This window comes from Glutamicibacter sp. FR1, assembly GCF_047300825.1.
Lineage (GTDB): Bacteria > Actinomycetota > Actinomycetes > Actinomycetales > Micrococcaceae > Glutamicibacter > Glutamicibacter nicotianae.
The window spans coordinates 2,228,794-2,249,283 of the sequence record NZ_CP178602.1; the positions used below are offsets into that span (position 1 = coordinate 2,228,794).

Genomic DNA, 20,490 nt, shown 5'->3' on the forward strand with positions numbered 1-20,490 from the left:
CCCCCTGAAACCGTAGGTCTGAGGTTTTCCGCCAATTGGCCAAACCGGGTAGATCCGCTACCCCACTATTCCTAAGATACATGATCAACTGCCCTTTTCCGCTGTGACCGGCAGGAATCAGGGCGTTGGCTAGGCATCGATGCGCGTCTGCTCCAACGCTTGGGCATAACTGGCCAGCCGCTGCAGGTTCTCGATGGCCTGGGCCGAGCTGCTGCGCGAGAAATCCCCGCGCGGCATCAGGGTCAGCGCCCCGAGCTGTCCCAGTCCCAAGCCCAGCTGGCGCCATGGACGCAGAATGGAGTTCACCGCCTCGACAACTCCCGGGGCCCGCTCGGAAGGGGCCAGCACCTGCAAGAAGACGCGGTCTCCGCCTTCTACCAACCCGGCGACCCGTTCCCATTTGCGGTGCGTCAGGCCGGAAGGGTCGATGAGCATTGCACCGGCACCAGCCTGGTGCAGCAGATCGACCCGTTCAATCCAGTGCTCGTCCCAGGTTGGCAGGTTCAGCAGCGAGGCGACCCGCTGGCCTTGGGCATCGCCGCCAATCACCTTGAGGAACTGCTCATAGGAGCCGCGCACTTCGGCGCGCGGAATCGAGCGCAGGGTTCGGTAGCCGCTGGCGGTGCTGATGGTGCCGTCAAGCACGTCGCCCAGCAGCGGCTCATCAAGCTGGATGGTGAAGTCGGCCAGCGAGGTGATGCGGGCCAGGCGGCCCAGCTGCTCGCGGGCTCCGTGGGCGTAGGACTCGATGACATCGCGCCGTGCCCCGTGATCGCTGATCACGCGCTCCCCGTTGGACAGGTACAGGCTGGCGGCCAGGGTCCACGGTCCGAGCAGGGTGAGCTTGAGCCGCCGGGCAGGGCGGGCTTCGGCGCCCAGAACATCGGCGAGCAGGTTCTCGTCGCTGCGCAGGATGCTGCGCGCCCGGCGGGCATCGATGCCGTCGGTGACGCCGATCCTCCAGCCATGCGGCTGCAAATCGAAGCCGAGGTCAGCCAGCAGCGCGGCGCTGCGGCCTACGGCATCCGCACCGACACCGCGATCAGGCAGCTGCGGGAAGACGGCGAGGTTGGGCTCCCCCAACTCGCCGCGCACCACTTCATGGATGGCCAGCGGGTCGGTGCCCGGGAACTGGCAGAAGGCAGTGGCGTGGACATCGTGGCGTTCAGCGACCTGCAGTTCTTGCTCAGGCATTGTTGTGCGAGTCTGAAATGTTCTGGTGGTGGCGGATGACTTCAGAAATCACGAAATTCAAGAACTTTTCAGCGAATTCCGGGTCAAGATGCGCTTCGTGAGCCAGGGCTCGCAGGCGCTCGATCTGCGCCTTCTCGCGGTTCGGATCGCTGGGCGGCAGCTGGTGCTTGGCCTTGAGGATTCCGACGCGCTGGGTCGCCTTGAAGCGTTCGGCCAAGAGGAAGACCAGCTGGGCATCAAAGTTGTCGATGCTGCCGCGGATTGCGTACAGCTCTTCGAGGACTTCATTCTTCACCTCGCCCTGCAACGAGCTCGCGTGCGGGTCGAATGACTGGGTGGTCTCAGTGTTCTTCGGCTCGTCCATGGCACCAGTTTACGGGTTCACATTCCGGATTGCGCACAAGGTGACGTGCCCCGGACACGGTGCCAAACCGTGTCCGGGACATGCCCGTGGTTCCTTGGTTGCCGTGGCTCAGGATCCGTTCAGCTGCTCGATAAGCTTGCGGCGCTGGGCCTGCTCGCGCGGGTCCGGCACCGGCAGCGAGGCAATGAGCCGCTGCGTGTACTCGTGCATCGGGTTGGCCAGCACCTTGGAGCCCAGGCCTTCTTCCAGCAGGCTGCCGCGGAACAGGACGCCCACCCAGGTCGCCAGCTGGTCGACCACTGCCAGGTCATGCGAGACGAACAGGGCCGCGAAGCCCAGTTCGGCCTGCAATTCGCGGAACAGCTCCAGTACCCTCGCCTGCACCGAAACGTCCAACGCGCTGGTTGGCTCATCGGCGATCAGCAGCTTCGGTTCCAGGGCCAGGGCGCGGGCCAGCGAGGCGCGCTGGCGCTGGCCGCCGGAGAGCTCGTGCGGGTACCGGTTCGCGAATCCGGCCGGCAGCTGCACCGACTCCAGCAGCTCGGCCACCTTGGCACGGGTCTGCGGCGGGTTCAGGTCGCGGTGCACTGCCAGCGGCTCGGCAACGCATTCGCCCACGGTCAGATGCGGGTTGAAGCTCGCCGCTGGATCCTGGAACACGAATCCGATCTGCTCGCGCAGCGGCTTGAAGGTGCGTTCCTTGAACTGGGCCATTTCGTAGCCCAGCACCTTCAGCGAGCCGCCGGTGATGCGGTTGAGCCCGGCAATGCTGCGCCCGATGGTGGTCTTGCCCGATCCCGACTCGCCGACCAGGCCGTAGACCTCCCCGGCGTGGATCTTCAGGTCCACCTCGTTGACCGCGGTGAAGCCCGGAGCGCCGAGGCGACCGGGGAAATGCACTTTCAGGCCCGCCGCTTCCACGAGCACTTCAGCATCCTGGTGCGGGCGTTCGGCCAGCCCTTCCGAGGCGCTTTCGCGCCCCAGGTGCGGCACGGCGGCCAGCAGGGACTTGGTGTAGTCCTCCTGCGGGGCTTCGAAGAGCTGGATCACCGGTGCTTGCTCGACGATCTGCCCCTGGTTCATCACGATCACGCGGTCCGCGATATCGGCCACCACGCCCATATTGTGGGTGATGATGACAATCGCGGTGCCCAGCTCGTCACGCAAATCGCGCAGCAGCTGCAGGATTTCGGCCTGAACAGTGACATCCAATGCGGTGGTCGGCTCGTCGGCCACGATCAGCTCCGGCTTCAGGGCCAGCGCCGCGGCGATGACCACGCGCTGCTTCTGCCCGCCGGAGAACTGGTGCGGATAGTAGTCCACGCGCTGCTCCGGATCCGGGATACCGACTTGGCGCATCGCCTCGATGGCGCGCGCCTTGGCTTCCTTCTTGGAGATCTTGTTGTGCGCACGGATGCCCTCCATGATTTGCCAGCCCACGGTGTACACCGGGTTCAGCGCGGTGGATGGCTCCTGGAAGACCATGGCCACATCACGGCCGCGGGTTTCGCGCAGCTCGTGGCCGCGCAGGGTCAGCATGTTCTTGCCCTTGAGGTAGACGCCGCCGCGGGAGGCGCCGTTCTCGGCAAGGATGCCCAAGGCGGTGCGCGCGGTGACGGACTTCCCGGAACCGGATTCGCCCACGATAGCCAGGATCTCTCCGGCCTTGACCTGCAGGTCGACACCGCGCACCGCTGGCACGGCGCCGGCGTCGGTGACGAAATCGATGTTCAGGTCCTCGACGCGCAGCACATCGGAGGTGCCGGCGTCGGCCGCTGGATTGAGGACAGGACTATTGGTCATTTGCTTGCTCCTACCTGCCCGGACTGGGTGATGCGCTTGGCCTTCTTCCGGCTGAAGCGGCGCAGGCGCGGGTCATTGAGGTCATTCATGGATTCGCCCACCAGGGTCAGGCCCATGACGGTGAGCACGATGGCCAAGCCCGGGAACAGGCCGGTCCACCAGATGCCGCTGGTCGCATCGGACATTGCGCGGTTCAGGTCGTAGCCCCATTCTGACGCGCTGGTCGGCTCGATGCCGAAGCCCAGGAAGCCCAAGCCGGCCAGGGTCAGCAGCGCCTCGGTCGCGTTGAGCGTAAAGATCAGCGGCAGGGTGCGGGTGGCGTTGCGCAGCAGGTGGGCGAACATCACCCGCCATGGGCTGGCACCGATCACCTGGGCGGATTCCACGAACGGCTCCGCCTTCAGGCGCATCACCTCGGCGCGGACCACGCGGAAGTATTGCGGGATGAACACCACGGTGATGGAAATGGCGGCCGCCATCACGCCGCCGAAGAGCGAGGACTGGCCCTGCGAGATCACGATGGACATCACGATGGCCAGCAGCAGGGACGGGAAGGCATAGATCGCGTCGGACAGCACCACGGCGATGCGGTCGAACCAGCCGCCGAGGTAGCCGGAGACCAGCCCCAGCAGCACGCCGAGGAACAGGGACATGACCACGGCGGCCAGGATCACCCAGATGGCCGTCTGCGCGCCGAAGAGGGTGCGCGAGAACACGTCGTAGCCGGTGGCGGTGGTGCCCCAGATGAATTTGCTGTCCGGGGCAGCCTGGCGCGGGAAGTCGCCCGAAGCGTCCGAGGACTGCGCGAAGTCGAAGGGCGCGATCAGCGGTGCGAACAAGGCGGTGATGATGAACAGCCCGGACAGTATCAGGCCGGCAATCAGCATGCCGCGCTGCAGGCCCGAGGACATGCGCAGGTGAGAAATGACCGGGAGCCGGTCAAGCCAGGATTTGTTCGAGGCGGGCAGGGTTGCTGTGCTCATGATTAGTACCTGACTCTCGGGTCGATCAAGGCGGCCAGCACGTCGACAATGAAGTTGGTGACGGCGACGATAATGGCTAGCAGCACCACGATGCCCTGCACTGCCACGAAGTCGCGGGCGGTGAGGTATTCGGCGAGCTTGAAGCCAAGCCCCGACCATTCGAAGGTGGTCTCGGTGAGCACCGCGCCGCCGAGCAGCATGGCGATTTGCAGGCCCATGACGGTGATGATCGGGATCAATGCCGGGCGGTAGGCGTGCTTGGTGGTCAGCCGGTATTCGCTGACACCGCGCGAACGGCCGGCTTCGACGTATTCACGGCCCAGCGTGCCAATCGCGTTGGTGCGCACCAGGCGCAGGAACACGCCGCCGGTGAGCAGGCCCAGCGCCAATGCCGGAAGGATCGCATGCTCGGTGACGTTGGCGAATGCTTCCATGTTGCCGCTGCGCAGCGCGTCCAGCCAATAGATGCCGCTGGGGCTCTGCAATCCGGTGAGCTCGAGTTCGGTCTGCCAGTCGGCACGTCCGCTGATGGGCAGCCAGCCGAGCCACACGCCGAAAACCAGCTTGAGCAGCAGGCCGGCGAAGAAGACCGGGGTGGCGTAGGAGAGGATGGCCAGGATGCGCAGCACGGCATCCGTGTAGCGGTCGCGGAACTTCGCGGCGACCAGGCCCAGCGGGATGCCGACCAGCAGCGCGACGATCACCGCATTGATGGCCAGTTCCAAGGTGGCTGCGCCGTAGGTGGCCAGCACCTCGGTGACCGCGCGGTTATCGCTCATGGTGCGGCCCAGGTCCCCGGTGATGATCTGGCCCAGGTACTCGAAGTACTGGATCAGGATCGGCCGGTCGTAGCCGGCCTCGTGGATGCGCTGAGCCAGCTGGTCCGGTGTGAGCCGTCCGCCCAGGGCCGCGGTGATCGGGTCGCCGGTCACGCGCATCAGGAAGAACACCACTGTGATGAGGATGAAGACAGTGGGAATGATCAGCAAGAATCGGGTAATCAGGTAGCGGAGGAATCCCCCGCCCTTCTGCTTTGCTGGTTTGGGTGTTGCTAGCGGGCTTGCTTCTTGGCCCGGTGGCGACGTGATAGTCATCGTCTGTCCTTTTGGTTCAGGATGCGTGGCGCTGCGCCGTGGAAAGTTGCCGTTGACGGCGCATGCCAAGGGGATCCACCGCGTCTGCCGTTGCTGGCGCGTGGCGGATCCCCTCAGGTTTGCTGTCTGCGAGGCTGGAGCGGAATTACTTGCTCAGCACACCGAGACGGAACTTGAACGAAGCGTCCAAGGTCTTGTCGACGCCCTTGACGTCCTTGCCCGCAATGGCCACCTGGGCACCTTGCAGCAGCGGCAGCGTGGACAGGTCCTCGGCCACCATCGTCTGCAGTTCCTCGATGGCCTTGGTGCGCTCGGCGGCATCGGTCATGCCGCGCTGCTCGGAGATCAGCTTGTCGACCTCGGGATTGTCGTAGTTGTTCGACAGGAAGTTGTCCTTGGCGAAGAACGGCGACAGGTAGTTGTCTGCGTCCGAGTAGTCAGGGAACCAGCCCAGCTGGTAGGCAGGGTAATCCGAGACACGCTGCTTCTGGTAGGTCACCCATTCGGTGGACTTCAGGTCGACGTCGAACAGGCCATCGGCTTCCAGCTGCTTCTCAACCAGTGCGTATTCGTCACCGGAGTTCGGGCCGTAATGGTCCGGGTTGTACTGCAGTGCGAGCTTGACGGGAGTCTCGACGCCGGCATCCTCCAGAACCTTCTTGGCCTTGGCGGCATCCGGCTTTCCGTCGGTGCCGTACAGGTCCTTCAGCGGTTCAATCGCACCGGTAAAGCCCTGCGGCACGTAGGAGTAGGCCGGGGTGTAGGTGTCCTTGTAGACGTTCTTCGCGATGGCTTCGCGGTCCACGAGGTGCGCGGCGGCCTGGCGCACGGCCAGCGACTTCGCTTCATCAGCGTCATCGGTCTTGGCGCCGTACGGCATGGAATCGAAGTTGAAGACGATGTAGCGCAACTCGCCACCGGGGCCCTTGTGGACCACGAGGTTCTCATCCTTGCCCAGGTCCTCTATGTCGGTTGGGGTCAGCGAACGCCAAGCGACGTCGATCTTGCCTTCCTGGACTTCGAGCTTCAGGTTGTTGGCGTCGGCGTAGTACTTGATCGCCGCCTTGTCATTGGCAGCCGGGCCCAGCACGCCCTGGTAGGACTCGTTGGCGCTGAATGAGATCAGGTTGTTCTTGTTGTACGAATCAATGACGTACTGGCCGCCGAAGGCCTTGGCCTCAACGATCTCCTGGTCGTCCATGACCTTGTCCGCGGAGAACACTTCGTCATCAACGATCGGGCCGACCGGAGAGGTCAGCACCTGCGGGAAGGTCTGGTCGTTGGCGACCTTCAGCTTGAAGACCACGGTGGTGGCATCTGGCGCTTCGATGGACTCGACGTTGCCAAGCAGCGAGGAAGGACCGTTGGGGTCCGCGATCTTCAGCTGGCGGTCGAAGGTGAACTTGACGTCCTTGGAGTCAAGGTCGTGGCCGTTGGCCCACTTCAAGCCCGACTTCAGCTTGACCGTGTATTCGGTCGGGGAAGTGAACTCTGCGGATTCGGCAAGGCTCATCGATGGGTCCGGACTGCCCGGCTCGGAGTTGAGCAGGAAGGGGTAGATCTGGTTCATGACCATGAACGAACCGTTGTCGTAGGATCCAGCAGGGTCCAGAGAGGTCACTTTGTCGGTGGTGCCCAGGGTGATCGGGGCGCTGGTATCGCCATTGCCGCCGCCTTCATTGCCACTGTCTGCAGCTTGGGTGCAGCCGGTCAGAGCCAGGGCAGAGATACCCACAACGGCTGCTGCGAGTCGCAGTCCGTTCTTCTTGCGAGTCATGAGTCATCCTTCGTCTAGATACATGCATGCACTGTGATGATTAGCACATGCTTCACATAGCCTATGTGATGCAGGGCACGAAATACGAATGGAAGAGGTGGAAATTGGCAAAAGCGCGGTCTCAACGCCCGCTTTTTGCGCTTCAGCCCATAGCCACGCTAACTCACCGTTGCGATGGGCTGGCATGGCTTCCGGGGTGTTCGCCCGGTGGCATAAGCTAGATACCAATGATGACTCGTAGAGACGCGGCAATCGCGTTGGATATCCCAGTAGAAATGGCCAAGAAGCACGGCATCCCGTCGAAGTTGAGCGAAGCCGAGTTTCGTGAGCTGAATTCGAACCCGCCTGCATGGCTGGCCCAGTCGCGTGCGAATCGCACCGGCAAACGGCCAGTGTGGATTCACCTGGTCTGCGAAGTCTGCGGCTTCAGCGAGTACGAGCGTCCCAAGAAGTGGTGGCCTGCCTTCGATTTCGTGCACTGCCACACGCACTCCCCGGCGCAGCTGCCAAGGCTGGAAAAAGGCAAGACTCGCGTGGAGTACCAGGATATTTCGGCCCATATGTTCGGCATTGTCGACGAGGACTAGAAGCTGTCTCCATCCGTTTCAATTGGCTCGCCCGGCTACTCGGACATTCCGCGAGCGGGGCAACAACCCATCTTTTGCCCTTTGGCGACGCTAAAGAGCCTTTGACGCAAAGAAGCCCTTGGTTCCATTCTCTTTCGAATGGAACCAAGGGCTTCTTTGCGTCGGCATAATCAGTTGACCTTGCTGGAGTCCCAGGCGCTGGAACGGGCAGAATCGATGGTTGCCTGGCCAAGCACCCGGCTGCCCTGGTAAACGACCATGGTCTGGCCCGGCGCAACTCCGCGCATGCCTTCAGGGAGATTGACTACCAGCTCGTCACGGCCCTCATCGGAGCGCTCCATGTGAGCCACAGCAGCCACCGGATCGCCGTGCGCACGCACCTGCACCATGCAATCGAAGGTGTCTCCGCTGAAGACTTCAGCGATTGGCACGCCCGCCCAGGAAATGCGGATACCGCGCAACTGGTCCACGGCCAGCAGAGCCTCTGGACCGACGATCACCTTGTTCTCCTTCGGACGGATTTCCAGCACGAAACGCGGTTTTCCATCGGCAGCCGGACGGCCCAGGCGAAGGCCCTTGCGCTGGCCAACAGTGAAGGCCTGCGCGCCTTCGTGCTCGCCAAGCTGGTTGCCCTCGTGGTCGACAATCTCCCCTGGCTTCATCTCAATGCGTTCAGCCAGCCATCCGCGGGTATCCCCATCAGGGATGAAGCAGATGTCGTAGCTGTCGGGCTTGTTCGCGACCGTCAGGCCACGCGCGGCGGCTTCGGCACGGACTTCCGCTTTGGAGGGGGTTTCGGCCAGCGGGAACATGCAGTGCTCCAGCTGCTCGTGGGTCAGCACGCCCAAGACGTAGGACTGGTCCTTGGCCCAGTCCGCGGCGCGGTGCAGCTCCGGGTTGCCCTGCTCGTCGCGCAGCACCTTGGCGTAGTGGCCGGTGCAGACCGCATCAAAGCCCAGGGCCAGGGCCTTCTCGAGCAAGGCGGCGAACTTGATCTTCTCATTGCAGCGCATGCACGGGTTCGGGGTGCGGCCGGCCTCGTATTCAGCTACGAAGTCATCCACCACGTCCTCGGCGAAGCGGTCAGAGAAATCCCAGACGTAATACGGGATGCCCAGCTTGTCGCAGGCACGCCAGGCATCATTGGAGTCTTCCAAGGTGCAGCAACCGCGCGAACCGGTGCGGAGGGTCCCTGGCATGCGGGACAGAGCCAGGTGCACGCCGACCACATCGTGGCCAGCTTCAACCGCGCGGGCGGCGGCGACCGCCGAGTCCACGCCTCCGGACATCGCTGCTAGTACTTTCATCGTGTAAAACCTGTTCCTGCCGTGTGGATGCTGCTTTCATCGGCTGCCATGCCAGCCTTCTTTGCCTGGGCATATGCTTGCGGCAAAGCCTCTAGTAATGCGTCAACGTCGGCGCGCGTGGATGTATGCCCCAATGTGAAACGTTGCACACTGCGCGCGGCGCGCGCATCGCGTCCCATAGCCAGCAAAACATGCGAAGGCTGCGGAACGCCAGCGGTGCAGGCCGAACCAGTAGATGAGGCAATGCCCACCATATCCAAGCCGAAGAGCAGGGAATCCCCTTCGCATTCGGGGAAAGTGAAGTGCAGATTGCCGGGCAACCGCTTGCCTTCGTTGGCCTGGTCCCGTGGACCGTTCAGCACGGCTTCTGGAATTAAGCCGCTGATCTTCTCGACAGCGTATTCGCGCAGTTCGCTCAGCCGCGCGGCTTCCTGCTGCAATTCGGCACGCACCGCAGTAGCCGCAGCGGCGAAGCCGGCCGCGTGGGCGGCGTTCAGGGTGCCCGAACGCAGCTTGCGTTCATGTCCGCCGCCGTGCTGCACAGGGGTGAGCACGACATCCCTGCGAACCAGCAGTCCGCCGATACCTACCGGGCCGCCGATCTTATGCGCGCTGATCGCCATGGTGGCCAAATTGGAGGAGGCGAAGTCGACCTCCACCGCTCCGAAGGCCTGGACCGCATCCGAGTGCACAGGGATCCCGTGGCGGCCAGCCAAGGCGGCGAATTCACGAACTGGCTGCACGGTGCCGACTTCATTGTTGGCCCACATCAAGGTCGCCAAGGCAATGCGCTGGTGGTGCTCTGCAAAAAGCTTCTCTGCCGCATCGAGATCAACTACGCCGTCCCCGTCAACGGCCAACCACAGCAAGGTGGCATTCTCGTGGTCCTGCAACCAGGTTGCCGTATCCAGGATCGCATGGTGCTCGATGCCGGTGAGCACGATGGCGCGCGCCTGCTCGTTGGCCGCTACGCGGTTCCAGAAAAGGCCCTTCAGCGCCAGGTTATCCGATTCGGTTCCGCCAGATGTGAAGATCAATTCGCTGGGGTGCGCCCCGGCGGCATTGGCAATAGCCTGGCGGGCATCATCCACCGTACGGTTGGCACGACGTCCTGCCGTGTGCAAGGACGACGGGTTTCCCGTGCGGGAATACTGCTCGGTGATCGCAGCGAGAGCTGCTGGATTCAGATCGGTGGTTGCCGCGTGATCCAAGTATACGGCGGAAGTATTCATAACTCTTCAATGGTACGGGGTCTGGTGCCCTAGTTAGAATGGCCAATCCGTGTGAATTGGCCGACCTCAATGGCTTCCAGGACCGGATTATTCAGGATCGATTCGATCAATGACGCGGGTCCGCCCAGAATAGTGCAGTCATCGAAGGGTTCGGTTGACAGCATCCACGAGTGGTCTGCTGCAAAGGCCAATGCAGGGCGCTGGCGCTGGGCACCGTCGGCAGTTATTGCCCATTCGGGTCGCGCCAAGAACTCGGCGTCCGCTTCGAACAGGTGGTAGTTCCGGTATCCGCCACCCAGCTCCAGCAGGTCCGCGTGGATGACCTCGGGGCTAAAGGCCGGCTTCTGCGCTTCGGCGAGCGCCAATTCGTACTCCCTTTGGTTCTCTTCATCGTTCAAAGCAGGATCCGGTTCGCGCTCAATCTGGATTCGATCACCGCCTTCGATAAAGGCATAGCCTGCCCACAAGCCCACCACAAACTTCTGGTCCTGCGGGGAAGCCGCGAGAAGTTCTGCGGCCAGGGCATGCCATTGGGATTCCGGGAGCTGGTCAAGGGGCAGATCGGAATCCACCCAGGCATCCTCGGTTTCAGGATTGCCTTGCGCGTCCAGTCCGGCCACGGTTTCGAAAAGATCGGCCGCAGTGATGATGTGCTTGCGGCTCTGCGCCACCGTCTCCCAGCGCACTAGTTGGTCATCCTCATCCAGGGATGGGTGCAAGATGCGAACGTAGCGTTCAAAGCCGTGAGGGATTTGGGCAACAACCGTGCTGGGGTCGGCCGATGCGCAAGCGGACGCGATCCATTGCCCGTGATCTGCGGAGAGGTGGGAAAACTGCATGCTCTAAGCCTAGCGAGATCAGCAGAGGAATTCCGTCTCCCTGCCATACTCGGTGGTATGAATAGAAGAACAACAGATGACTTGTCGAAACCAGCTAAGGGAGCCTTCCTGCATGTTCAAGCCTGAATTCTTGGTTCCCGTCCATGATTTTTCGCAGCGTTCCTTGGATTTCTCAAAGCGGATCGCGGTGATGGCCGTGATCAACCGCACCCCGGATTCTTTCTACGATGCAGGGTCGACCTTTGGGTTGCACGATGCAGTAGCCGCTGCCATGCGTGCGGTTGAGGCGGGCGCAGACTGGGTGGATATCGGCGGGGTGCCCTTCTCCCCTGGCCCCGAGCTTCCGTGGCAGGAGGAGGCGGAGCGAATTGTCCCGGTGATCCGCCAAGTGCGCCAACGCAGTTCGGTGATCATCTCGGCCGACACTTTCCACCCACAGGTGGCGCAAGCCGCCATTGAGGCCGGTGCGGATGTCATCAATGACACCACAGGATTTTCCTCCCCGGAATTGGCACAGGCGGTGGCCAAGAACAATGTGCACGTGGTGATCACCCATTCGCTGGCCAAGCCCCGCACCGTCTATCCGCGCCCGCACTATGACGATGTGGTAGACGAAATCCGCCAGTACCTGGTGGAGAAGGTCCAGGTCGCGTTGGATGCTGGTATCTCGCCAGCGAAGATCATTGTCGATCCGGGCCATGACCTGAACAAGAACACCCGCCACACACTGGACCTGACCGCCGGGTTCCAGGCCTTTGCTGATTTGGGCTATCCGGCATTGGCTGCAGTTTCGAATAAGGATTTCATTGGCGAGACGCTGAACTTGCCGAAGGCCGAGCGCATGGTCGGATCCATGGTGGCAGCAACAATCTGCGCGATGAATGGCGCCCGGATTCTGCGGATGCACAACATTCCTGAATCGGTGCAGACTGTACGCCTGCTAGAAGCAGCTCAGGGTTGGCGGGAACCTGCCTACCAGATTCACAACATGGGGGATGTCAATCCTCCTGCGCACCCAGAACGCGAAGCCAGTCAGTAAGGAGTTCTCCAGATGCGTGCCCTGCTCCCCCATCAGTCTGATCAGGTCGATGACCAGTTCCTGCTTGAACGCTACTCCAGTGGGCAACGCCCTTTCGTGCGTTTCAACTTCGTCAGCAGCATCGATGGCAGCGCCCAGGTTGATGGGCTTTCCGGCGGTTTGGGTTCACCGGGCGATCGAAGGATTTTCTCGCTCTTGCGCCGACTTGCGGACGTAATCCTGGTCGGTGCGGGAACGGTGCGTGCCGAGGGATACGAAGGCCAGCTCCTATCCGAAGAGGACATGGCATGGCGAATCGAGCGTGGGATGCCACCACAGCCTGTGCTGGCGCTTGTTTCCCACGGATTGCATATGAAGCCACCTGAGCCGGTCTTTGCCAAATCCCCAGTTCCGGTGTTGTTTTTCACCAGCGTCCACGTATCTGACGAACAGCGTGAAGCTTTCGGGACCAATGCCACCCTCGTGCAGGTTTCTGACAAGGACGGTGGATGTGCTCCGCAGGAAATTGTCAACTACCTGCATTCCCGAGGTCTTGGCTTCATCCATGCCGAGGGCGGTCCCCATATATTTGGACAATTCGCCGCGGCTGGCGCCGTGGATTCAGCCTGCATCAGCCACTCCCCGGTGCTGGTGGCTGGCGATGGCATGAGAATTGCGGTTCACGAGCAGCAGGCTTTCCTCCAGTTCGAGCTGCATTCCCTTTTCGAAGAGAACAGCATGCTCTTCTGCGACTACCGGTTCAGGAGATCAGCTGAATCCCAGCCGGAATAACTGATAGGTCGAATGGCCCCTCGCCGACGCATTCCCCGTCTGCATAGCTGCTCCGAGTAGTTTCCACGCGGGCGTGTGCAAGGTGTGCGCTGACTTTCCATGGGTGTGGTGCGCCAGTGAGGATTCTCGGCAGATACGGAAGGACACGCAGAATCCGTGGTCCCCGTACGATCGCCAATTCTGCGGTGCCGTCGGTTATTTCGGCACGCGGGAAGAGCCTGATTCCTCCGCCCAGGGACTTTATATTGGCCAAACTGGCGGCCAGGACACTCCCGCTAAATTCCAGTCCATTGGCCTTGATCTCGCTGTGCCATCCGCGCAGCTGCGGGATGCACAGGATCAGTCCGGCGATGTACCGCAAGGATCCGAGTTGCCGTGGCAGCGCGTTGGCTTTCGCATTGACGGTGGCTTCAAAGCCCCAGGAGACCGCACCCAGCGCATAACGCGGTGATCCCCCGGCCTGGTCAAACCGCAGTTCCAACAGGTCGATGGGCGTCGTTGCTCCCGGTTGCCTGCAAAATGCAATCATCTTGGCCAAGGAATCTTCTGCCTTCGCTTCCCCAGTCATGCGCCAGAAGTCGTTGCCGCTGCCAGCCGGAACAATCCCAACGGGAATCGTAGTACCCGCAACATGCTGGATGCAGTGATGGATCAGGCCATCACCGCCAATAACGATGATGATCCGCGAAGCTCTGAGCCGACCGCCGACCTGCTCCACACTGGTAACCGAGGTATCAACCAGCTCGTGCTCCAGTCCCAGAACCCCCAGCTGTTGAGCAAGTTGCTGAGCACGGCGCATCCCCCGTCCTCGTCCTGAGGCCGGGTGGAAGATGATTCGAATCTTTTCGGCGTGCGCAAACGAGCTCATGAGCATAGAGATTACCTAGCAACTTGACGCTTCTACAAAGAATTTGCTGGGTTGCGTTCGCTAAAATGGGAAGCACTGGCCATCTCGTCATTTGCACCGAAAGGATTCTTCCGTTCAATGAGCACACCAAGTCCCTATGAAATTCTTGGTGTCGCGCCCACTGCGAGCTTGGAAGAGATCAAGATCGCATACCGGAGAGCCGCTCGCGCCACGCATCCAGACCTCGGTGGCAGCGAAGACAAGTTCAAAGAAGTGCAGCGTGCTTTCCAGCAGCTGAACGATCTGGCAGCTCCGCTGGACTATGAGCAGAGCTTCCCGGCTCCGGGCAACGCTCCGCGCGCCGGATTCAGCGCCCGTCCGTTCGACGAGCGCTTGCGCAAGAGCCCACAGCAACCCAAGGCCCAGTTGCCCACCGAGTATGTACCGCCATTGTCAGAATCCTCCTTGGCGCTGCCGGACAAGAAGATCTGTGAGCAGCGTGTACACGGAGAACCTCGCAAGCGCGGTCTGTTCTCCAACCGATCGAGGCTGCTTCGCGAAGCCCAGACCATCAACTTGCTGGCCAAGAATGTAATGAATATCTTGCCGGCGGCCCGTTTGGTCAATGGATTGCGTTCGCCGGCATCCGGCCACTACGACCATGTGCTGTTTGCCGGTTACCGCATGGCAGTGATCAACACGATGACGTTGCCCGATGGCTATTATTCCTTTGACGGCAACGTTTTGCGCCACGGCAATAAGCTGACGCAGCCTCCGCAGTTCTCCATCTCCGGAATGCAACGCCAGTTCATGCGGATGAACGTTGTCGCGTTCACCCTGGTGCTTTCTGCCAACGGCAATCATCACGAACCGGTCATCGAGTACCGCCGCAATGCCGATCCAACCCTGGCATCGACGCCGAATGTGCTCAACGCCGCGGGATTGATCCGCGAGTTGAAACTCTTCCTGGGCTCCGGTCCATCGCCAAATGTTGTTGACCGCCTGGCCCTGGCGAAGTTGCTAGAGGCGATGTACTAAGGTCAATGGCTTAAATCTTCACGGCGAGAGCTTAAACTAGTTGAGTGTTTCGTATCGTCTTCAATGCCCCAGAGATCCCGGGTAATTCCGGCAACGCCATCCGACTAGCAGCCATCACCGGCGCAGAACTGCATTTGGTGAAGCCGCTGGGCTTCAACTTCGAGGATGCCAACCTGCGTCGCGCTGGATTGGACTACCACGATCTGGCCAATGTCACGGTGCATGAAAATCTTGATGCTGCCTTTGATGCGTTGGGTGAAGGCCGGGTCTACGCCTTCACCTCCGAAGGAACCACTGTCTACTCGGACATCAGCTACGAGACCAGCGACATCCTGCTCTTCGGCCGTGAATCTGTTGGATTAAGCGCAGAGGATAAGCAGCATCCTCGCGTCACCGATTTGGTCCGCTTGCCGATGCTTCCAGGACGCCGCTCGATGAACCTGGCCAACACGGCATCCGTAGTGGCTTTCGAAGCGTGGCGCCAGCACGGCTTCGCTGGCGCATAAAGTACCAGCTCGCCAGCGCCACGCATACAGCTTTACCTAATCTTTATAAAGTAGGCTCGAGTCTGTACCCGCAGTTTCACGGGTATTGAACTGTGCCGACTACATTTCGGGAGATTCCAAGACCATGAACGGTAGCCATTCCCAGCACCGCGACGAACCCCAGGACGAGAACCTGGGTCTAGACCTGGTGAGCCAAGTGGCCAGCAGTTCACGTGCAGCGAAGAAAAAGCCCAAGCGCTGGATCTTCGCAGTTACAGGACTTGCCATCATCGTTGTCCTAGCGTTGGTGATTTTCACCCTGCTCAATGGGGGCACGGAAGCATCTAAGGCATCCAAAGCCGATGATGCGGTCACCCAGACCGTCGAGTTGAAGAGCGGCGGGCAAGCGGTGCTCAGCTCCTCCGAGTCCGAAAATGCTGTGGGTGTCGAGCTCTCCGAGCTGCCGGCCTTGGACGGGTCGGAACAGTACGTTGCTTGGGCCGTGCATGAGTCCGGCAGTGTCTCGGTGATCGTTTCCAGCACCGGTGAAGACGCCTCGGCTGGACTGACCCCAGCCGATGATGTGATTGCGCTTCACATCACCATTGAGGGAGCCAAGATCCCGGACATGCCATCTGAAGATGCTGAAGCTTCAGTGGACCTTCCGCTGGCCCAAGACCAAGAAACGCAGGACGCGAGCTAGCAACTCACCACCGGCTAAGCAAAGAGCTCGGGTCGAAGACCATTTAATGATCTTCGCCCCGAGCTCTTTTCGTATGCACATCACCCGGATCGCTAGAACCCGGCAATCGTGTCGCTGGCGTTCACCGCCACTGCGTGGAAGGCTTCGGCAAGCTTGCCTTTTCCAAGTTGTCCCCGCACGGCGTTTTCTTCGCACTGCTGCAGAACGTAGTTTTCCATGGCCGCAACGTCCGGATGCTGCGTGAAGTGCGAACGCAAGGCATCCATCTTCTTGCCGAAGAATTCGGTGATGTCCACGTAGGCATTCTCGCGTTCCTGCGGAGCGCCGCACAACCAGAGCCAAGGCACCTTGTACGGTTCCAGTCCTTCGGCACGCAGCAGTTCTGGATAGGAGAACGGATTCTCCACCGCCGGATATATCGCGCGAGTGACCGCTTCACCGCAAGCCAGATGATCTGGGTGCGAGGCCTGGATCCGATCCCACTTGCGCTCTGGGTGCATGGCAATCACGATAGTAGGCCTCACCTGGCGCATCAGCCGTACCACCTTGCGCATGACATCGTGGTTGGCTTCCAAGAAGCCGTCGCGTTCACCGAGGAAATGGACGGTCTTCACGCCCACCTTGGCCGCGGCCTGCTTCTGCTCTTCGTGGCGGAGCCTGGCTGTTTCTTCGGGATCCCGATCATCAAAGCCTCCGGCGTCTCCGTCGGTCATGATGCAATACTGGACTTCTGCACCCGCAGCGGTCAGTGCCGCGATGGTGCCGGCCGCCCCAAAATCCAGATCATCCGGGTGGGCGCCGAAGGCCAGAACCCGCTGGGAGCCTGTGCCAATGAATCGCGTTGTATCGATCATGCCTTGCGACGTCGGATCTCTTCGGCTGCCTGCGGCAGGATCTTGGCCAAGTCGCCAACGATGCCCAGGTCGGCAATTTCAAAGACTGGAGCGTCGACATCCTTGTTGATGGCAATGATGAATTTGCTGGTCTGCATGCCTGCCTTCTGCTGGATTGCTCCGGAGATGCCTGCAGAGATGTACAACTGCGGTGCGACGGTTACACCAGTTTGGCCGATCTGCGCATCATGCGAGATCCAGCCGGCATCAGTTGCTGCTCGAGAAGCGCCCACGGCGGCTCCCAGGGCATCCGCGAGGTCTTCAACCGGACCGAAGTCTCCATTGACACCACGTCCGCCAGCAACCACGACGCGCGCTTCGGTCAGTGCCGGGCGGTCGCTGGCTGCTTTGGCCTCGGCGGCCGCAATACGGACCTTGGCATCGCTGGAATCCTCCAGCGCCAGTTCTTCTACCGCCAACGGGATGTTGGCAGCAGCAGGAGCGTCCTCGATGCTGTTTGGCTTCAAAGTGGCGAAGAGAGTCCCGTTGGTTGGCTTGGCCTGAACGCTGTAGCTTCCGGCCAGCTCGTCCTTGGTCGCCACCAAGTCACCGGTGATGCCAATGACGTCAGTGATAATCGCACCGTTGTGGCGGACAGCCAGGCGGGCCCCGAGTTCACGGCTGAAGTTGTCGTTGGCAAGCAAAACCAATCCGGCGCCGGTAGCCTGTAGGGCTGCGTCAAGCACGGAAAGCTCGTGCTGTCCGAAAACCTGCGCTTGGCTGGAGGCGGTGTAGAGCTTCACCACGCCGTAAGAAGCTAGCACTTCCTGTGCTGCGGCGCTGACTTCGCTTGCAACGGCCACAGCTGGGTTCTCGAAGCCGGATGCCAGGGTCAGCAGTTCGCGTTGGGCTTTGGACGGTGCTTCGGAAAATTCAGAGAAAAATACAAGGGCTGAAGGCATGTTCAATATTCCTTAGATCAGCTTCTGTTCGGCCAAGAAATCAACCAAGGCAATGCCTGCCTGGCCGCTGTCGTTGATGACAGTTCCAGCTTCACGTGCAGGACGGGCTTCGGCTCCGATAACCTCGGTGTTCGAACCAATGGGCCCAACAGCCGCAGCATCCAAGCCGATAGCCGCCAAATCCAGCTCGGTAACGGTCTTCTTCTTGGCGGCCATGATGGCCTTGAAATTCGGGTAGCGGGGCTCATTGGCCTGGTCGGTGACCGAAAGCACTGCAGGCAGGCTAGCTGTCAGGGTCAAGGTACGATCCAGATGATCGCGCTTGATCGCCAGTTCGCGCTGTGCTGCGTCGAACTCGACGGCGAGCGCGTGAGTCAGCTGTGCAAAGCCCAGTCGCTCTGCGAGCTGAGCTGGGACAACCGAAGTCTCTGCGTCAGTCGAGGACATGCCGGTAACAACCAGGTCCACGTTGCCAACATAATCAACCAGAGCGGCAAGTGCTTTGGACGTGGCGACGGTATCGGAGCCGGCCAGGGCTTCATCGCTGAGATGCAGGCCAGAACTGGCGCCCATCTGCAAGGCCTTCTTGACCGAGTTGCCCGCCCCCTTACCACCCATGGTCGCAGCGATGACTTCATGCCCGGCCGCGAATCCACCGTTGGCTTCCACGATGGAAACGGCGGCTTCGACAGCGTATTCGTCCAACTCCGAGAGGACTGATTCCGCACGGTCCAGGCGCAGCGTCCCCGAATCGATGTGACGGTCAAATTGAACATCTGGGACGTGTTTGACCAGGACCACTATTTTCAGTGGCGTGGTGCTTTCCTCGCTCATTCGCGCCTTCCTACAATCATCTATGCCCGCTCCGGTGCAAAACACGGGCGCAGGCTTATTCCTTCAACCTCTATCGTATCGACACAAGGCAGTTCACCGAGCGTTTATCGCTCTGAGAACATCAAGTGACGCAGGCTGGTTGGTCACCAGCCTGCGTCACTTGATCCACAGCGTCATCATGACGATTTGTTTAGTTATTTGACAGCGTCCCGACCGTTGCGGTTGCGGTATTCTCCTGGCCATTGCGAAGATAGGTGATTTTCGCTTCTCCCCCGGCAGGAATCTCGCGAATGGCGGCCGTCACCGTCTGCGAGTCCTGGACCGCGCGGCCATTGACGCCGGTGATCACGTCGCCGGATTTCAAGCCCGCCTTGTCAGCTGCGGAGTCGGGGCTGATTTCAACAATGCGGGCACCAACCGAGAAGGCCGATGCGTTCTGCTGGTTGGATCCCGAGGCGCCCTGTGGCGTCACTGTGGCACCGAGCAGACCGTGCGTTGCGACGCCGTTGTCGATCAGTTCCTGGGCAACACGCTTTGCATAGTCGATAGGGATAGCGAAGCCCACGCCAATCGAACCGCCTTCTTCGCTGTTGCCAGCCGAGGCGATGGCGACGTTGACGCCGATGATTTCACCATTGGCGTCAACCAGTGCGCCGCCGGAGTTGCCGTGGTTAATCGCCGCGTCGGTCTGGATGACATTCACGTAGATCGAACCGCTTGATTGCTGCTGTTGCTGTTCTTGGCCGGGGAATTGGAAGTTGAACTGATTGCCGTCTCCGCCATCGCTCTGGTCGCTATCCTCGGGCACGGCCGAAGACGCGATGGAGATAGTGCGGTTCAGTGTGGAAATGATGCCGTCGGTGACGGTGCCGCTCAGGCCCAGAGGGGCGCCAATGGCGACCGCGGTATCCCCGACGTTCAGTTCGGCCGATGAGCCCAGGGTGGCCGGAACCAGACCGTCGGCCTGGATGTTGATGACAGCCAGATCCGATAGCGGATCGGTTCCGACGACAGTGGCGCTATGCACGGTACCGTCGTTCATCTGAACCGAAATCTTTGGATTGGCAACTTCTCCACCCAGGGTGACCACGTGGGTGTTGGTCAGAATGTTTCCTTTGTCATCCAAGACGATGCCCGAGCCGGATCCGCCGGAGCCGTTGCCGGATACTTCGATGGTCACCACACTGGGACTGGCCTTGGCGGCGGCTGCGGTGACTTCGGTGACCTTGTCCGGATTGTTGATCACCACTCCTTCGCGCGGCGAGCTGGTGACCGAGGAAGAGCCTGCGTTGTCATTCATGAGATAGGTGGTGCCAGCGGCGGTGACGCCGCCGACCAGTGCTGCCGCGACCATTCCCGCGATGAGGGTGCTGCCGGAGAAGGACTTCTTGTTCTTGGAAGGCTTCTCCGGTGGAACTGGGTAGTGCGCTGGCTCGTTGGACGGCATGCCGTAGCCCGAACCGTAAGCAGATCCGTTCTGGACTGGCTGGGCATCGGAATGCTGGCCGTGTTGGTGGGCCCAATTCGGCGTGCTGTCGGCAGCCGCCGTTGGGTAAGCGCTAGTTGGCTGCTCGCTGGCGCTTGGGCCCGGGTTCACCCTCGGGTAGCTCACTGTTGGTTCACTCGAAGCCACTGGGTCGGTGTTGTTGTTCTTTGGCTCTGATGAATTGCCCGCATCGTTCCCACGTGGCTCATTCGGTGTCTGGCTCATGGCTTGCCTCTTTCGAACTGTCGAATTCTCTTGAGTTCAATTATTCAACTCAGGTCTGTGGCATCGAATTGTGGTGTCTGAGCACCT

General features: G+C 61.0%; 20 protein-coding genes. 6 read left to right on the forward strand and 14 right to left on the reverse strand.

Annotated elements, in window-relative coordinates; genetic code table 11:
- Positions 1–129: 129 nt before the first annotated feature.
- The 6 genes from ACLQ8T_RS10715 to ACLQ8T_RS10740 all read right to left on the reverse strand — a co-directional run bounded on the left by ACLQ8T_RS10715 (position 130) and on the right by ACLQ8T_RS10740 (position 7,215).
- Positions 130–1,194: a hypothetical protein gene (locus ACLQ8T_RS10715; RefSeq protein WP_413454622.1), complete on the reverse strand. Its 1,065-nt coding sequence runs from the start codon at positions 1,192–1,194 to the stop codon at positions 130–132.
- On the reverse strand, positions 1,187–1,558 hold the full coding sequence (locus ACLQ8T_RS10720) for a chorismate mutase (RefSeq protein ID WP_204722483.1): 372 nt from the start codon (positions 1,556–1,558) through the stop codon (positions 1,187–1,189). The genes ACLQ8T_RS10715 and ACLQ8T_RS10720 overlap by 8 nt, the downstream gene beginning before the upstream one ends.
- A gap of 108 nt (positions 1,559–1,666) precedes the next feature.
- The gene (locus ACLQ8T_RS10725) at positions 1,667–3,361 is read right to left on the reverse strand and encodes a dipeptide ABC transporter ATP-binding protein (RefSeq protein WP_413454623.1); all 1,695 of its coding nucleotides are present in this window, start codon (positions 3,359–3,361) and stop codon (positions 1,667–1,669) included.
- On the reverse strand, positions 3,358–4,344 hold the full coding sequence (locus ACLQ8T_RS10730) for an ABC transporter permease (RefSeq protein ID WP_038990550.1): 987 nt from the start codon (positions 4,342–4,344) through the stop codon (positions 3,358–3,360). Before ACLQ8T_RS10730 ends, ACLQ8T_RS10725 begins: the two co-directional genes overlap by 4 nt.
- Before the next feature lie 2 nt (positions 4,345–4,346).
- A complete protein-coding gene (locus ACLQ8T_RS10735) occupies positions 4,347–5,438 on the reverse strand; it encodes an ABC transporter permease (protein ID WP_413454624.1) in 1,092 nt (363 codons plus the stop codon).
- A 145-nt stretch (positions 5,439–5,583) separates the two neighbouring features.
- A complete protein-coding gene (locus ACLQ8T_RS10740) occupies positions 5,584–7,215 on the reverse strand; it encodes an ABC transporter substrate-binding protein (RefSeq protein WP_204722487.1) in 1,632 nt (543 codons plus the stop codon).
- A 227-nt stretch (positions 7,216–7,442) separates the two neighbouring features.
- Between ACLQ8T_RS10740 and ACLQ8T_RS10745 the strand changes: the two genes are divergently transcribed.
- Positions 7,443–7,802 (forward strand): hypothetical protein, encoded by a 360-nt coding sequence (locus tag ACLQ8T_RS10745; RefSeq protein ID WP_204722488.1) that lies wholly within the window; start codon positions 7,443–7,445, stop codon positions 7,800–7,802.
- A gap of 170 nt (positions 7,803–7,972) precedes the next feature.
- Here ACLQ8T_RS10745 and mnmA read toward each other — a convergent pair whose 3' ends face one another.
- The 3 genes from mnmA to ACLQ8T_RS10760 are packed head-to-tail and all read right to left on the reverse strand — an operon-like array spanning position 7,973 to position 11,180.
- Entirely contained in the window at positions 7,973–9,109 is a 1,137-nt protein-coding gene (gene mnmA, locus ACLQ8T_RS10750) for a tRNA 2-thiouridine(34) synthase MnmA (RefSeq protein ID WP_073705995.1), read from the reverse strand.
- Positions 9,106–10,341, reverse strand: coding sequence for a cysteine desulfurase family protein (locus ACLQ8T_RS10755; RefSeq protein WP_204722489.1), 1,236 nt, complete (start codon positions 10,339–10,341; stop codon positions 9,106–9,108). Before ACLQ8T_RS10755 ends, mnmA begins: the two co-directional genes overlap by 4 nt.
- A 29-nt stretch (positions 10,342–10,370) precedes the next feature.
- Positions 10,371–11,180 carry a hypothetical protein gene (locus ACLQ8T_RS10760; protein WP_204722490.1) on the reverse strand — a complete coding sequence of 270 codons (810 nt, stop codon included), beginning with the start codon at positions 11,178–11,180 and terminating at the stop codon, positions 10,371–10,373.
- Between the two features lie 112 nt (positions 11,181–11,292).
- On the opposite strand from ACLQ8T_RS10760, the gene folP reads away from it, so the two are divergent.
- A complete protein-coding gene (folP, locus tag ACLQ8T_RS10765; protein ID WP_413454625.1) occupies positions 11,293–12,219 on the forward strand; it encodes a dihydropteroate synthase in 927 nt (308 codons plus the stop codon).
- Between the two features lie 12 nt (positions 12,220–12,231).
- Complete coding sequence (locus tag ACLQ8T_RS10770; RefSeq protein ID WP_413454626.1) at positions 12,232–12,990, forward strand: dihydrofolate reductase family protein; 759 nt, start codon at positions 12,232–12,234, stop codon at positions 12,988–12,990.
- Here ACLQ8T_RS10770 and ACLQ8T_RS10775 read toward each other — a convergent pair.
- Complete coding sequence (locus ACLQ8T_RS10775; RefSeq protein WP_413454627.1) at positions 12,959–13,858, reverse strand: diacylglycerol/lipid kinase family protein; 900 nt, start codon at positions 13,856–13,858, stop codon at positions 12,959–12,961. The two genes, ACLQ8T_RS10770 and ACLQ8T_RS10775, sit on opposite strands and share 32 nt — an antisense overlap.
- A 117-nt stretch (positions 13,859–13,975) precedes the next feature.
- Here ACLQ8T_RS10775 and ACLQ8T_RS10780 point away from each other — a divergent pair, with 117 nt between their 5' ends.
- The 3 genes from ACLQ8T_RS10780 to ACLQ8T_RS10790 all read left to right on the forward strand — a co-directional run bounded on the left by ACLQ8T_RS10780 (position 13,976) and on the right by ACLQ8T_RS10790 (position 16,063).
- A complete protein-coding gene (locus ACLQ8T_RS10780) occupies positions 13,976–14,875 on the forward strand; it encodes a DnaJ domain-containing protein (protein ID WP_413454628.1) in 900 nt (299 codons plus the stop codon).
- A gap of 44 nt (positions 14,876–14,919) precedes the next feature.
- On the forward strand, positions 14,920–15,381 hold the full coding sequence (locus ACLQ8T_RS10785; RefSeq protein ID WP_038990563.1) for a tRNA (cytidine(34)-2'-O)-methyltransferase: 462 nt from the start codon (positions 14,920–14,922) through the stop codon (positions 15,379–15,381).
- Between the two features lie 124 nt (positions 15,382–15,505).
- Positions 15,506–16,063: a hypothetical protein gene (locus ACLQ8T_RS10790; protein WP_413454629.1), complete on the forward strand. Its 558-nt coding sequence runs from the start codon at positions 15,506–15,508 to the stop codon at positions 16,061–16,063.
- 92 nt (positions 16,064–16,155) lie between these two features.
- On the opposite strand, the gene ACLQ8T_RS10795 is transcribed toward ACLQ8T_RS10790, so the two are convergent.
- The 4 genes from ACLQ8T_RS10795 to ACLQ8T_RS10810 all read right to left on the reverse strand — a co-directional run bounded on the left by ACLQ8T_RS10795 (position 16,156) and on the right by ACLQ8T_RS10810 (position 20,403).
- Positions 16,156–16,917, reverse strand: coding sequence for a PIG-L deacetylase family protein (locus tag ACLQ8T_RS10795; protein WP_204722495.1), 762 nt, complete (start codon positions 16,915–16,917; stop codon positions 16,156–16,158).
- Complete coding sequence (locus ACLQ8T_RS10800) at positions 16,914–17,858, reverse strand: electron transfer flavoprotein subunit alpha/FixB family protein (protein WP_413454630.1); 945 nt, start codon at positions 17,856–17,858, stop codon at positions 16,914–16,916. The genes ACLQ8T_RS10795 and ACLQ8T_RS10800 overlap by 4 nt, the downstream gene beginning before the upstream one ends.
- Before the next feature lie 12 nt (positions 17,859–17,870).
- Entirely contained in the window at positions 17,871–18,692 is an 822-nt protein-coding gene (locus ACLQ8T_RS10805) for an electron transfer flavoprotein subunit beta/FixA family protein (protein WP_413454631.1), read from the reverse strand.
- Positions 18,693–18,882: 190 nt separating this feature from the next.
- Positions 18,883–20,403, reverse strand: a complete 1,521-nt coding sequence (locus tag ACLQ8T_RS10810; protein WP_204722496.1) for a S1C family serine protease — start codon at positions 20,401–20,403, stop codon at positions 18,883–18,885.
- Positions 20,404–20,490: the final 87 nt, after the last annotated feature.

What these genes read in the sequence shown, in the direction of transcription:
- ACLQ8T_RS10805 (WP_413454631.1), bottom strand. Translation starts at nt 18,692, where the DNA reads ATGAGCGAGGAAAGCACCACGCCACTGAAAATAGTGGTCCTGGTCAAA.
- ACLQ8T_RS10795 (WP_204722495.1), bottom strand. Translation starts at nt 16,917, where the DNA reads ATGATCGATACAACGCGATTCATTGGCACAGGCTCCCAGCGGGTTCTG.
- ACLQ8T_RS10745 (WP_204722488.1), top strand. Translation starts at nt 7,443, where the DNA reads ATGATGACTCGTAGAGACGCGGCAATCGCGTTGGATATCCCAGTAGAA.
- ACLQ8T_RS10715 (WP_413454622.1), bottom strand. Translation starts at nt 1,194, where the DNA reads ATGCCTGAGCAAGAACTGCAGGTCGCTGAACGCCACGATGTCCACGCC.
- ACLQ8T_RS10720 (WP_204722483.1), bottom strand. Translation starts at nt 1,558, where the DNA reads ATGGACGAGCCGAAGAACACTGAGACCACCCAGTCATTCGACCCGCAC.
- ACLQ8T_RS10760 (WP_204722490.1), bottom strand. Translation starts at nt 11,180, where the DNA reads ATGCAGTTTTCCCACCTCTCCGCAGATCACGGGCAATGGATCGCGTCC.
- ACLQ8T_RS10810 (WP_204722496.1), bottom strand. Translation starts at nt 20,403, where the DNA reads ATGAGCCAGACACCGAATGAGCCACGTGGGAACGATGCGGGCAATTCA.
- ACLQ8T_RS10755 (WP_204722489.1), bottom strand. Translation starts at nt 10,341, where the DNA reads ATGAATACTTCCGCCGTATACTTGGATCACGCGGCAACCACCGATCTG.
- ACLQ8T_RS10780 (WP_413454628.1), top strand. Translation starts at nt 13,976, where the DNA reads ATGAGCACACCAAGTCCCTATGAAATTCTTGGTGTCGCGCCCACTGCG.
- ACLQ8T_RS10775 (WP_413454627.1), bottom strand. Translation starts at nt 13,858, where the DNA reads ATGAGCTCGTTTGCGCACGCCGAAAAGATTCGAATCATCTTCCACCCG.
- ACLQ8T_RS10770 (WP_413454626.1), top strand. Translation starts at nt 12,232, where the DNA reads ATGCGTGCCCTGCTCCCCCATCAGTCTGATCAGGTCGATGACCAGTTC.
- folP (WP_413454625.1), top strand. Translation starts at nt 11,293, where the DNA reads ATGTTCAAGCCTGAATTCTTGGTTCCCGTCCATGATTTTTCGCAGCGT.
- ACLQ8T_RS10725 (WP_413454623.1), bottom strand. Translation starts at nt 3,361, where the DNA reads ATGACCAATAGTCCTGTCCTCAATCCAGCGGCCGACGCCGGCACCTCC.
- ACLQ8T_RS10790 (WP_413454629.1), top strand. Translation starts at nt 15,506, where the DNA reads ATGAACGGTAGCCATTCCCAGCACCGCGACGAACCCCAGGACGAGAAC.
- ACLQ8T_RS10735 (WP_413454624.1), bottom strand. Translation starts at nt 5,438, where the DNA reads ATGACTATCACGTCGCCACCGGGCCAAGAAGCAAGCCCGCTAGCAACA.
- mnmA (WP_073705995.1), bottom strand. Translation starts at nt 9,109, where the DNA reads ATGAAAGTACTAGCAGCGATGTCCGGAGGCGTGGACTCGGCGGTCGCC.
- ACLQ8T_RS10800 (WP_413454630.1), bottom strand. Translation starts at nt 17,858, where the DNA reads ATGCCTTCAGCCCTTGTATTTTTCTCTGAATTTTCCGAAGCACCGTCC.
- ACLQ8T_RS10740 (WP_204722487.1), bottom strand. Translation starts at nt 7,215, where the DNA reads ATGACTCGCAAGAAGAACGGACTGCGACTCGCAGCAGCCGTTGTGGGT.
- ACLQ8T_RS10730 (WP_038990550.1), bottom strand. Translation starts at nt 4,344, where the DNA reads ATGAGCACAGCAACCCTGCCCGCCTCGAACAAATCCTGGCTTGACCGG.